The 12,230-nt window shown below is 70.6% G+C and carries 12 protein-coding genes; 11 read left to right on the top strand and 1 reads right to left on the bottom strand.

Annotation, left to right across the window (positions count from 1 at the left end):
• Nucleotides 1–81 precede the first annotated feature (81 nt).
• Complete coding sequence (locus ACYJSS_RS21950; RefSeq protein ID WP_158545597.1) at nucleotides 82–369, top strand: hypothetical protein; 288 nt, start codon at nucleotides 82–84, stop codon at nucleotides 367–369.
• Between the two features lie 40 nt (nucleotides 370–409).
• Here ACYJSS_RS21950 and ACYJSS_RS21945 read toward each other — a convergent pair whose 3' ends face one another.
• Nucleotides 410–2,176: a putative bifunctional diguanylate cyclase/phosphodiesterase gene (locus ACYJSS_RS21945; protein WP_236205014.1), complete on the bottom strand. Its 1,767-nt coding sequence runs from the start codon at nucleotides 2,174–2,176 to the stop codon at nucleotides 410–412.
• 293 nt (nucleotides 2,177–2,469) lie between these two features.
• Here ACYJSS_RS21945 and gbpA point away from each other — a divergent pair, with 293 nt between their 5' ends.
• The 10 genes from gbpA (at nucleotide 2,470) to gspK (ending at nucleotide 12,220) form a co-directional block, all read left to right on the top strand.
• Complete coding sequence (gene gbpA, locus ACYJSS_RS21940; protein WP_021222437.1) at nucleotides 2,470–4,011, top strand: N-acetylglucosamine-binding protein GbpA; 1,542 nt, start codon at nucleotides 2,470–2,472, stop codon at nucleotides 4,009–4,011.
• Between the two features lie 105 nt (nucleotides 4,012–4,116).
• The gene (locus tag ACYJSS_RS21935; protein ID WP_236205013.1) at nucleotides 4,117–4,641 is read left to right on the top strand and encodes a type II secretion system protein N; all 525 of its coding nucleotides are present in this window, start codon (nucleotides 4,117–4,119) and stop codon (nucleotides 4,639–4,641) included.
• A complete protein-coding gene (gspD, locus tag ACYJSS_RS21930; RefSeq protein WP_111261281.1) occupies nucleotides 4,638–6,536 on the top strand; it encodes a type II secretion system secretin GspD in 1,899 nt (632 codons plus the stop codon). The genes ACYJSS_RS21935 and gspD overlap by 4 nt, the downstream gene beginning before the upstream one ends.
• On the top strand, nucleotides 6,533–8,002 hold the full coding sequence (gene gspE, locus ACYJSS_RS21925) for a type II secretion system ATPase GspE (protein WP_111261280.1): 1,470 nt from the start codon (nucleotides 6,533–6,535) through the stop codon (nucleotides 8,000–8,002). The genes gspD and gspE overlap by 4 nt, the downstream gene beginning before the upstream one ends.
• A 2-nt stretch (nucleotides 8,003–8,004) precedes the next feature.
• Nucleotides 8,005–9,213: a type II secretion system inner membrane protein GspF gene (gene gspF, locus ACYJSS_RS21920; protein ID WP_236205012.1), complete on the top strand. Its 1,209-nt coding sequence runs from the start codon at nucleotides 8,005–8,007 to the stop codon at nucleotides 9,211–9,213.
• A gap of 15 nt (nucleotides 9,214–9,228) precedes the next feature.
• Entirely contained in the window at nucleotides 9,229–9,660 is a 432-nt protein-coding gene (gene gspG, locus ACYJSS_RS21915; protein ID WP_111261278.1) for a type II secretion system major pseudopilin GspG, read from the top strand.
• Nucleotides 9,661–9,957: 297 nt separating this feature from the next.
• Nucleotides 9,958–10,428, top strand: coding sequence for a type II secretion system minor pseudopilin GspH (gene gspH / locus ACYJSS_RS21910; protein WP_111261277.1), 471 nt, complete (start codon nucleotides 9,958–9,960; stop codon nucleotides 10,426–10,428).
• The gene (gene gspI, locus ACYJSS_RS21905) at nucleotides 10,415–10,783 is read left to right on the top strand and encodes a type II secretion system minor pseudopilin GspI (RefSeq protein ID WP_111261276.1); all 369 of its coding nucleotides are present in this window, start codon (nucleotides 10,415–10,417) and stop codon (nucleotides 10,781–10,783) included. The genes gspH and gspI overlap by 14 nt, the downstream gene beginning before the upstream one ends.
• A complete protein-coding gene (gene gspJ, locus ACYJSS_RS21900) occupies nucleotides 10,780–11,364 on the top strand; it encodes a type II secretion system minor pseudopilin GspJ (protein ID WP_111261275.1) in 585 nt (194 codons plus the stop codon). The genes gspI and gspJ overlap by 4 nt, the downstream gene beginning before the upstream one ends.
• Nucleotides 11,357–12,220 carry a type II secretion system minor pseudopilin GspK gene (gene gspK / locus ACYJSS_RS21895; RefSeq protein ID WP_236205011.1) on the top strand — a complete coding sequence of 288 codons (864 nt, stop codon included), beginning with the start codon at nucleotides 11,357–11,359 and terminating at the stop codon, nucleotides 12,218–12,220. The genes gspJ and gspK overlap by 8 nt, the downstream gene beginning before the upstream one ends.
• The last annotated feature ends 10 nt before the right edge of the window (nucleotides 12,221–12,230 follow it).

The raw sequence follows: 12,230 nt of genomic DNA, 5'->3' as shown, positions 1-12,230 counted from the left end.
ATATAGATATGAGATCAACATCGTATCGATGCGCCAGGTGGCGATCGAAGCGCCATATCGTTACGAAGGAGTCGAACTTCGATGAATATTTCCCCTCAACTGGCCCTGTCCCAAGCCCGCGAACGGCTGCAGCACATGCGCAACGCCGCTGATGGACGCACCCTCGCCTACCGTTTCGGCGTGGCCCAGGGCTACATCAACGCCCTGCGCGACTTCGCCGGGCTGGATGCGGAAACCTGGCGTCACCTGCTGGACGAGGCCGAAGCCGTGCGCCACGAGACCGATGCCGCGCTGCACCCGCTGGTGCCCCAGGCCTTCATCCTCGCCCAGGCCGGCCCGGCCACCGAAGGCCAGCCCGCCCTGTCCTGAACGCTCCGCTCCAGCCTGCCCGGGCCTTCGCCGGCCCGGGTCAGCTGCGCGAGCGGTGCCACGCCTCCAGCTGCTCCGGTGACATCGGTCGGGCCACGTAGTAGCCCTGCACCTCGTCGCAGCCCCACCACTGCATCAGGCGGTACAGCTCCTCGGTCTCCACGCCCTCGGCCACCACGCGGTAGCCCAACTGCCGCGCGAGCTGGATCACCGCGCCCACCACCCGCTGGTCGCGCAGCTCGGTCTGCACGTTGCGCATGAAGGACTGGTCCAGCTTCACCGCGCTGGCCGGCAGGTCGCGCAGGTAGGACCAGTTGCTGTAGCCGGTGCCGAAGTCGTCGATGGCGAGCTCCATGCCCTCCGCGCGCAGGCGCAGCAGGTTGCGCCGCACCTCCTCGGGGTTCTTCATCAGCACGCTCTCGGTGAACTCCAGCTCCAGGCCCGCCGGGTCGATCCGATAGCTGCGCACCAGGGCGATGATGCGGTCGACGAAATCGGCATCGTCCATGTCGCTGGCCGAGACGTTGATCGACACCTTCCAGCCCCGGCCCTGCCGCTGCCATTGGCTGGCCTGCACGATGGCCCGCTCGGCCACCCACAGGCTCAGCGGGCGGATCAGCGCGGTGCGCTCGGCCAGGGGGATGAATTCCGCCGGGCTGATGCCCCCCAGTTGCGGGTGGCGCCAGCGCAGCAGCCCCTCGACCCCGACCAGGCGGCCACTGAGCAGGTCGACACGGGGCTGGTACTCCAGACGCAGCTGGTCCTCGGCGTGCACCGCCCTGGACAGCGACGACAGCAGCAGGAAGGCGCGCTGCTGGGCATGGTCCAGGCCCGCTTCGTAGTGGCGCCAGCGCACCCCGCTTTCGCGGGCGTTGTCGGCCGAGCTCACCAGCAGGCGCAGCCAGTCGCGATTGTCCATCTGCGGATCGAGATCGAGGATGCCGGCGCCGAAGCGGATCTGCAGCGGGATGCCCTCGCACTCGATGGGCGCCGAGAAGACGTCGGCGAGGCGGTGGGAGAGCCTCTCCACGGCCTCGCGCCGGGCGCCGTGGACGATGAAGCCAAAGCGCGTGGGGCTGATCTTGTAGAGCAGGTGCCCCTCCGGCAGCGCCTGCTGCAGACGGGTCTTGATCAGCAGCATCAACGCCGCCGAGAAGGGGTAGCCGAGCACCTTGACGATGTCGTTGAGGAAGGCCGGCGCGATCATGTCGGCCGCGACCACGGTGATGCGCTGGCCCGCGCACAGCGCCCCTTCCACGTCCTCCTCCAGGCGCAGGCGGTTGTACAGGCCGGTGGGCGGGTCGATGAAGGTGGCCTCGCGGATGTTGCGCAGGCGCAGCATCGCCAGTTCCGCGAGGGACTCCAGCATGGCGGCATCGCGCGTCGACAGCGGCGGGCGCGGCTCGCTGTCGATGATGCAGAAGCTGCCCAGGGCCAGGCGCTCCTCGGTGAGCAGCGGCACGCTGGCGTAAAAGCGGATGCCGGGCTCGCCGGTGACCAGCGGGTTGTCGCAAAAGCGCTCGTCCAGGCGCGCATCGGTGACCTGGAACAACTGCTCCGACATCACCGCCTGGGCGCAGAAGGCGTCACGCCGGGGCGTCTCGCTCACGGCCAGGCCCACCCTGGCGCAGAACCACTGGCGGTTGTCATCGATGATCGAGACCAGCGCGATGGGCACCTCGAAATATTCGGTGGCCATCTGCACCAGCTTCTCGAAGACCTCGTCCTGTCGATTTTCCAGCGGCCGCAGCGCGCGGACCCTGTTCTGGCGTTCGGTTTCATTGGTGGGGAGAGGGGTTACGTCCATATGTCCTCCCGGCGACTGGACCCTTGGCTCTGACAGCCCTCGACGACCTTTGATTCAAGCAGCCCGATCGCCGTGGCGCCGCCCCGGACGTCGAAATCGACGTCGCCTGGCCGCGCCCAACCCCCCGCCTATTCACAAGGCCATTCTCGGACTCGTCCGATGGGACAGGAACCTCCCCGGAGGCATCCTGAATCCGCTCCAGATATCGCTGCCAACCTGTCGCGGCGGGCCTGCCTGCAACAAGCAGCGATATCGGAGCGCCCATTTTGAACCCCTCTCAGAAAGGTACTTCGATGAGCATTTCCAAGCGCACCCTGCGCAAGCTGCCCCTGGCCCTCGCGGTCGGCCTCGCCACCCTGGCATCCCAGCAAGCCTTCTCCCATGGCTACATCGAGAGCCCGAAATCCCGCTCGCTGATGTGCAGCATGGGCGGCGGCAACCTCAACGCCAACTGCGGCTCCATCCAGTGGGAACCGCAAAGCGTGGAATACCGCCCCGACGCGCAGAACCACTTCGGCGGCAAATGGTGCGGCGGCACCTTCCGTGAATGCGGCCCGGCCGATGGCACCATCGCCGCCGGCGGCCACAACTCCTACAGCCCGCTGAACGAGCAGACCGCCACCCGCTGGCACAAGACCACCATCAAGCCCGGCCTGCAGGACTTCCGCTGGAAGTACACCGCCGGCCACGCCACCGCCTACTGGCAGTTCTACATCACCAAGAAGGACTGGAACCCCAACCAGCCGCTGACCCGCGCCTCCTTCGAAGCCGCCCCGCTGCTGCACGAGGACTTCGCCACCAGCGGTCATGCCAAGCCGGTCTCCCAGGGCTCCAGCACCCACCGCCTGAACATCCCCGCTGACCGCAGCGGCTACCACGTGATCCTCGCCACCTGGCGCATCGGCGACACCGACGCCACCTTCTACCAGGCGGTCGACGTCAACATCGACAACGATGGCGCCGGCAACGGCGGCACCACCCCGCCGGCACCGGAATGGAACCAGATCGGCGCCGTGCAGCCCGAGCCCCTCAGCGTCGGCGACACCGTGACCCTGCGCGCCTTCGCCAAGACCGGCCAGCTCAACAGCATTTCGCTGAAGATCGAGAACGCCAACCAGGCCCAGGCCAACAACTGGCCCTTCCTGCTGGCGCAGAAGGTCAACGCCGCCGACCTCGGCTACAAGCTGGGCGAGCTGAACACCACCGGCGACGTCGTGCCCAACTACGGCCGTAACGGCATCCACGTGAAGGCCGACAGCAAGGTCGTGCGCGTCGAAGTGCAGAAAGACCAGCCGAGCGTACCGGGCTCCCTGGGCCTGACCGGCCTGCAGGACAGCTATCAGATCAAGGATGGCAAGGCCGACCTGCACTTCAACGCCATCGCCCAGGGTGGCGAGTACCAGGTCAAGGCCACGGTGCTCAATGCCAAGGGTGAGACCGTCGCCCACCAGGAAGCCGCACCGGGCAACACCCCGCACTTCCACATCCCGCTGCTGAAGGCCGAAGCCGGCAAGCACGACCTGGTGGTCGTGGCCACGCCGAAGAAGGGCGAGCTGCTGCAGCAGACCCACAGCTTCAGCCTGATCGCCGAACCGGGTAACGGTGGCGAGAACCCGGGCGAAGGCGAAAACCCGGGCAACGCCAAGTACGACTTCGTCTTCCCGGACGGCCTGGCCGGCTACAAGGCCGGCACCACCGTGCTGGCCAAGGACGGCAACGTCTACCAGTGCAAGCCCTTCCCCGCCAGCGGCTACTGCAAGCAGTGGACCCCGAGCTCGAACCAGTTCGAACCGGGCAAGGGTTCCCACTGGAACATGGCCTGGGACCGCAAGTAACCCGACCGGGGGCCGGGCCATCGCCCGAGCCCCCACCCCGATGAACCGGAACGCCCGACGGCCAGGAGCCGCCGGGCCGTTCCCGTCCCCGACGGAACCGCCGCCATGACGCTCATCCCCACCCTGCCGCGCGCGCTGTCGCCCCGGGCCCTGCACGGCCTGGCCGCGCTGCTGCTGTGCGCCTGGCTGGCCTGGCTGGGCCTGGGCAGCGGCGACTACCACCAGGCCCTGCGTGCCCAGGCCGACACGCAGCCGACCCGGCCGCCACTGCCGACCGCCATGCAGGCGCCGAGCCTGGATGCCACCGCCATCGCCCTGATGTTCGGCGCCATGCCGCCGCGGCCGGACGCCCATGAGCAAGAAGACCCCGGCATGCTCCTGACCCTGCTCGCCAGCCTGCGTGCCGAGCACCCCGACGATTCCCGCGCGCTGATCGCCTCCCCCGGCGGCAGCGCCTTCCACCGCCCCGGCGAGCGCCTGCCCGGCGGCGCCCTGCTGCGCAGCGTCGAGGCCGACCACGTGCTCATCCTGCGCAATGGCCGCGAACAGCGCCTGGGCTTCGCCCGCCCCGCCGAAACCCTGCTGGTGCCCCTGGCCGCGCCAGCGCCCTCGCCCGAGACGACGCCATGAACCTCACCCGCACCACCCGCGCCCTGCTGATGCTCGGCACCCTGCTCTGCCCCCTCGCCGCATACGCCGCCAAGGACGAGCAGCGCCAGTGGACCCTCAACATGAAGGACGCCGACCTGCGCGACCTGGTCAGCGAAGTCGGTGCGATCACCGGCAAGACCATGGTCCTGGACCCGCGCATGAGCGGGAAGGTCACCGTGCAATCGGCTGCCGCCCTGGACCAGGCCGGCATCTACGCCCTGTTCCTCAGCGTCCTGCGCAGCCAGGGCTTCGCCGCACTGGAGCAGGGCGACCGCGTGCTCATCGTCCCGGTCGCCGACGCCAAGACCCGCGCCAGCGAACACGACGGCAGCGCCGGCGAGGCGGTGGTGACCCAGGTGCTGCCGCTGCGCAACGCCAGCGCCGCCGAAGTGGCCGCGGTGGTCCGCCCGCTGGTGGCCACCGACGCCTATGTCGCGCCCTCCACCACCGCCAATGCCCTGGTGGTGACCGACAGCGCCAGCAACGTCGAGCGCATCCGCCAGGTGGTCGCCGAGCTGGACGCCTCCGGCCAGCGCGCCTTCAGCACCCTGTCCCTGCGCCACGCCTGGGCCAGCGACCTGGCCGCCACCCTCAGCGAAAGCGTCGCCCAGGCCGGCTCCGGCGCGCCCTCGGCCAAGGCCGTGGCGGATGCCCGCAGCAACCGCCTGATCCTCATCGGCCCCGAGCCCGCCCGCGCCCAGATGGCACGCCTGGCGCGGACCCTGGACGTACCGGGCGACGCCAGCGACGGCACCCGCGTGCTGCGCCTGCACCACAGCGACGCCAAGCTCATGGCCGAGCTGCTCAGCGGCATCGGCAAGCGCCTCGAAGTCGGGCGTGGCGGCAAGGAAGGCCAGGCCGGCTCCATCCTCATCAGCGCCGACGAAAGCCAGAACGCCCTGGTACTGATGGCCGAGCCCGCCCAGCTGGCCATGCTCGACGGCATCATCGCCCAGCTCGACCGTCCACGCGCCCAGGTGCTGGTGGAAGCGGCGATCGTCGAAGTCAGCGGCGACATCAACCAGGCCCTGGGCGTGCAATGGGCCGGGCGTGGCGGCGACATCGCCGGCGCCGTGCAGTTCGGCGGCAGCGGCCTGGCCATCGGCTCGGTGATCGCCGGGGCCGAGGGCGGCAAGCGCCCGGCCCTGCCCGATGGCACCCTGATCGGCATCGGCAGCCGCGACTTCGGTGCCCTGATCAGCGCGCTCTCGAGCGACTCCAACAACAACCTGCTCTCCACCCCCAGCCTGCTGACCCTGGACAACGAGGCGGCGGAGATCCTCGTCGGCCAGAACGTGCCCTTCCAGACCGGCTCCTACACCACCGACAGCGCAGGCGCCTCCAACCCCTTCACCACGGTGGAACGCCGCGACATCGGCATCACCCTCAAGGTCACCCCGCACATCAACGAGGGCGACACCCTGCGCCTGAAGGTGGAGCAGGAGAGCTCCGAGCTGGCCGCCGCGCCGGCGGGCATCGCCACCAGCGACGTGATCACCAACAAGCGCTCGGTGAAGAGCACCATCCTCGCCGACGACGGGCAGATCATCGTCATCGGCGGCCTGATCAAGGACAACGCCAGGGTCCAGGTCAGCAAGGTGCCGCTGCTGGGCGACATCCCGCTGCTGGGTGCGCTGTTCCGCTCCTCCAAGGAAGTGGTGGAGAAGACCAACCTGATGGTCTTCCTGCGCCCCACCCTGCTGCGCAACAGCGCCTCCGCCGAAGACCTGGGCCAGCGCCGCTACGACGGCCTGCGCCGGCTGCGCGCCAACGATCCGGCCGCCAACCGGCTGCTGCTGCCAAGCGAGCCGCGCCAACTGTTCGAGATCGACGCCGAACCCGCACTCGACCTGCGCCGGGGCACCGACCGATGAGCAGCGCGCGCCTGCCCTTCGCCTATGCCCGTCGCCACGGCGTGCTGCTGGATGCCGGGCAACTGCTGTGCCGCGTCGACACGGCGCTGGCGATCGTCACCGAGGTGCGCCGCCAGCACGGCGAGCCCAGCCATTGCCAGGTGCTGGACGCCGAGGCCTTCGCCGAGCGCCTGGCGCTCTGCTACCAGGATGGCCAGGGCGATGCCCAGCAGGTGGCCGAGGGCCTCGACGAGCAGATGGCCGGGCACGACGACCTGGCCAGCCTCGCCGAGCAGCTGCCGCAGACCACCGACCTGATGGAGCAGGAGGACGACGCACCGATCATCCGCCTGATCAACGCCATCCTCGGCGAAGCGGTGAAGGCCCGCGCCTCGGACGTGCACCTGGAGACCTTCGAGCGGCACCTCTCGGTGCGCATGCGGGTGGACGGCCTGCTGCGCGAGATCCTCCGGCCGCGTCGCGAACTGGCGGGCCTGCTGGTGTCGCGGATCAAGGTCATGGCGCGCCTGGACATCGCCGAGAAGCGCATCCCCCAGGACGGCCGCATCGCCCTGCGCATCGCCGGCCACGAGGTCGACGTGCGCGTCTCCACCCTGCCCTCCGCCCACGGCGAGCGCGTGGTGATGCGCCTGCTGGACAAGCAGGCCGGGCGCCTCGACCTCGCCCGCCTGGGCATGGACGACGGCACCCGCGCCCGCCTGGAAGGCGCCCTGGCCCGGCCCCACGGCATCCTCCTGGTCACCGGCCCCACCGGCTCGGGCAAGACCACCACGCTCTACGCCGGGCTCGCCAGCCTCGACAGCGCCAGCCGCAACGTCCTGACCATCGAGGACCCGGTGGAATACCACCTGCCCGGCATCGGCCAGACCCAGGTCAACACCAAGGTCGACATGACCTTCGCCCGTGGCCTGCGCGCCATCCTGCGCCAGGACCCGGACGTGGTGATGGTCGGCGAGATCCGCGACCGCGAGACCGCCGAGATCGCCGTGCAGGCCTCCCTCACCGGCCACCTGGTGCTCTCCACCCTGCACACCAACAGCGCCGTGGGCGCGGTCACGCGCCTGGTGGACATGGGCGTCGAACCCTTCCTGCTGTGCACCTCGCTGGTCGGCGTGCTGGCCCAGCGCCTGGTGCGCGCACTCTGCCCGCACTGCAAGGCGCAGCACCCGGCCGACGCCGCCGCCTGCACCCACCTGGGGCTGGACCCGGCCACGCCGCCCCCGCTGTGGCATGCGGTGGGCTGCCCCGCCTGCCAGCACAGCGGCTATCGCGGCCGCCAGGGGCTCTACGAACTGGTGCTGCTGGACGAGGCGCTGCGCCAGCTGATCCACCAGGGTGCCGGCGAAGCCGAGCTGACCCGCCACGCCCGCCGCCATGGCCCGAGCCTGTTCATGGACGGCCGCGACAAGGTGCTGGCCGGTGTCACCAGCCTCGACGAGCTGCTGCGCGTGACCCGGGAGGACTGAGCATGGCCGCCTACGAATACCTCGCCATGGACGCCCGCGGCGCCCGCCAGCGCGGCGTGCAGGAAGCCGACAGCGAACGCCAGGCCCGCCAGCTGCTGCGCGACCGCCAGCTGGTGCCCCTGCGCCTGCGCGCCGCCAAGGGCGGCCGCGAGACGGGGGCGCGGACGTCCGGCCGAGGCCTCAACGCTGCCGCCCTGGCCCTGCTCACCCGCCAGTTGGCGACCCTGGTGCAAGCCGCCCTGCCCCTGGAAGAGGTACTGGCCGCCGTCGCCGCGCAATCGGAGAAACGCAGCCAGCAGGCCATGGTCCTGGCCATCCGCGCGCGGGTGCTGGAGGGCCACGGGCTGGCCCGCGCCATGGCCGACTTCCCCCGCGCCTTCCCGCCGCTGTACCGCGCCACCGTCGCCGCCGGCGAGCGTGCCGGGCACCTGGGCCAGGTGCTGCTGCAGCTGGCCGACTACACCGAGTCGCGCCAGGCCGCGCGCCAGCAGGTGCAACTGGCGCTGCTCTACCCGAGCATCCTGCTGCTGGCGGCCTTCGGCATCGTCGGCTTCCTGCTCGGCTTCGTGGTGCCGGACGTGGTCAAGGTGTTCATCGACAGCGGCCAGGAACTGCCCGTCCTGACCCGTGGCCTGATCGCCACCAGCGAGGCCCTGCAGCGCCATGGCCTGGCGGGCCTGATCGTCATCGCCGCCCTCGCCTTCGGCCTGCGCCTGGCCCTGCGCCTGCCGGGCGCGCGGCTCACCTGGCACCGCCTGCAACTGCGCCTGCCGCTGTTCGGCCGCCTGCTGCGGGCCAGCGACTGCACGCGCTTCACCAGCACCCTGGCGATCCTCGGGCGCAGCGGGGTGCCACTGGTGGATGCCCTTGAGATCGCCGCGGAGGTGGTGGCCAACGGGCAGATTCGGACCGGTCTGAAAGACGTCGCCCGCGCCGTGCGCGAAGGTGGCGCCCTGACCCGGGCCCTGGAACGCAGCGCGCTGTTCCCGCCGATGATGCTCTACATGATCGCCAGCGGCGAACGCTCCGGCGAGCTGGACGCCATGCTCGACCGCGCCGCGCGCCAGCAGGAGACCCAGCTCGCCAACCGCATCGCCATGCTCGTCGGCCTGTTCGAGCCGGCGATGCTGGTGTTCATGGGCGCCAGCGTCCTGGTGATCGTGCTGGCGATCCTCATGCCCATCCTCAGCCTCAACCAACTCATCGCCTGAACGGCAGGACCCCCCATGCACAACCGACGCAGAGAACAGGGCTTCACCCTCATCGAGATCATGGTCGTGGTCGTCATCCTCGGCGTGCTCGCCGCCCTCGTGGTGCCGCAGATCATGAGCCGCCCGGACCAGGCCAAGGTCACCGCCGCCCGCGCCGACATCAACGCCATCGCCATGGCACTGGACATCTACAAGCTCGACAACCACGGCTACCCCAGCACCCAGCAAGGGCTCGACGCCCTGGTCACCCGGCCCGCCGGCAGCCCGCCCGCGCGCAACTGGAACCCCGACGGCTACCTCAAGCGCCTGCCCGTCGACCCCTGGGGCAACCCCTATCAGTTCATCGTCCCCGGCAGCCGCGGCGCCTACGACCTGTTCTCCTTCGGCGCCGACGGCCGTGCCGGCGGCGAGGGCCTCAACGCCGACATCGGCAACTGGGATCGCTGAGATGCCGCAGCATGTGAAAACGCTTCCCGTAGGATGGGTAGAGCCCCGCGAAACCCATCACCTCGGCAGCATGGGTTTCGCTCCGCTCTACCCATCCTACGAAGCGGGCTGCCGCACCGAGGGAGCCAAGGCAACGCCATCGCCAGCACATCGCACCGGGCATTCGCCGCTTCGTATGGGGCCGGGAAACCCATCACCTCGGCCGCATGGGTTTCGCTCCGCTCTACCCATCCTACGAATAGGGGTGACTCCCTCGCGGCCCTGTGGGAGCGAATTCATTCGCGATGGAGCCCACCCATGAACCGCGCGCGGGGCTTCACCCTGCTGGAGATCCTCGTGGTCATCCTCCTGGTGGGGCTGGTGGCGGGGCTCGCCGGCCTGGCCCAGGGCGACAACGGCGGCCAGGAGGCGCGGCGCGAAGCCGAGCGGCTGGGTGCGCTGATCGCCCTGCTGCGCGAGGACGCGGTGCTCGGCCAGAGCCAGTTCGGCCTGCGCATCGAGGCCGATGGCTACAGCGTGCAACGCCTGGAGGCCGACGGCCGCTGGCGGCCCGCGCCCGGCTACCGCCCGCAGCGACTGGCGCCGTCACTGCGCCTGCAGCTGCAGCGTGACGAGCACGCCCCGGTGGCCACGGCCGGCGGCCCGCAGTTGCTGGTGCTCTCCAGCGACGAGATCTCCCCCTTCACCCTGCACCTGGAACTGCGCGGCAAGCCGCAGCTGACGCTGGCCAGCGACGGCCTGGAGGAGGTGCGCATTGAGGCGCACTGACGGCTTCACCCTGCTGGAGGTGATGGTGGCCCTGGCCATCTTCGCCACCCTGTCCGTCGCCCTATACAGCGCCGCCGGGCATATCGCCGGCAACAGCGCCGGGCTCACCGAGCGCAGCCTGGCCCAGTGGCTGGCGGACAACCGCCTCAACGAACTGCGCGCCGGCATGCGCGCGCCCGAACCCGGCCTGCGCCAGGAACGCATCGCCTTCGCCGGGCGCCAGTGGCTGCTGTTCAGCGAGGTCGGCCAGGCCACCCGCGCCGGGCTGCGCCGGGTCACCCTGGAAGTGGCCGAGCCGGGTACGCCGCCCAGGGTCCGCGCCCGCCTCAGCGGCCTGATCGAGGCGACGCCATGACGCAGCGCGGCTTCACCCTGCTCGAAGTGCTCATCGCCATGGCCCTGTTCAGCCTGCTCGGCCTGGCCAGCTACCAGTTGCTGGAACGCGTGCTGCACAGCGAGCGGCGCATCCAGCAGCACGAGCGTGAACTGCGCCAGCTGCAACGGGCGCTGGATGTGCTGCAACGCGACCTGTGGCAGGCCATGCCGCACCCGCTCGCCGACGACCCCAGCCGGCGCCAGGCGCTGATCGGCCATGGCCAGGAGCTGCGCCTGGTGCGCGGCGGCTGGGCCAACCCGTTGCAGGAGCGCCGCAGCGAGGTGCTGCAAGCCGCCCACCGCTGGGACCAGGGTCGCTGGCTGCGCGAATACCAGGATCTGGACGGCAGCACCGTGCGCAGCCAGCGCCTGCTGGACGGCGTCACCCTGACCCGCCTGCGCTACATCGACGCCAGTGGCCAGGCGCGGGACGCCTGGCCTGCCGCCGACGGGGCCCTGGCCCTGCCGCGTGCGCTGGAGATCGAGCTGGACGCCCCCGGCTTCCCGGACATCCGAAGGGTCATCCCGCTGCCCGGCAGCCCGGGGCAACGGCATGAGTGAGCACGCCCGGCAACAGGGCGTGGCGCTGATCAGCGTGCTGCTGATCACCGCCCTGGTGACCCTGATCATCAGCGACATGCTCGCCCGCCAACGCCTGAGCCTGGCCAGCAGCGCCAACCAGCTGCATCAGCAGCAGCTCTGGCAACTGGCCCTGAGCGGCGAGGCCCTGGCACGCCAGCACCTGCACGACGAGCTCGGCAAGCGCGAGGAGCCGCTGCGCGTGCACCTGGGCCAGGGCTGGGCCCGCGACCAGGCGCTCGAACTCGACGGCGGGCTCGTGCGCATCCGCGTGGAAGACCTCGCCGGGCGCTTCGACCTCGACACCCTGCGCAACAACAACGGCCCGGCCCGCGCCCGCTACCAGCGCCTGCTGAACCTGCTCGACCTGCCGCCCCACGACCCGGCGCGGCTGCCCTCGCGCCCGGGCCACGACGGCAAGCCCCAGCCCCTGGCCGACAGCAGCGAACTGCTGCGCCTGGAGCCCCTGGGCGGCGCCGACCTGCAACGCCTGCACCCCTTCGTCGCCACCCTGGGCGGCAGCGTCCTCAACCTCAACACCGCCAGCGCCGAGCAACTGGCCGCCCTCGAAGGCCTCGACCCGGGCATCGCCCGCACCCTGGTGCAGGGCCGGCCCGCCCAGGGCTACGCGAGCGTGCAGGCCTTCGTCGAGCTGCCGCTGCTGCAGGGCCGCGAGTTGAACAGCCGTGGCCTGGGCGTGGACAGCCGCCACTTCCGCGTGCACCTCGCCGCCGAACTGGGCGAACGACGCCTGTACCTGGCCAGTGACCTGCGCCTGGAGGCGGACGGCACCCTCGCCGTGCTGCGCCGGCAGCTGCTGGCCCCCACCCAACTTTGAAGGATCGAAC

This window comes from Pseudomonas sp. No.21 (genome assembly GCF_054558415.1).
This window is presented reverse-complemented; position numbering and strand designations above follow the sequence as displayed.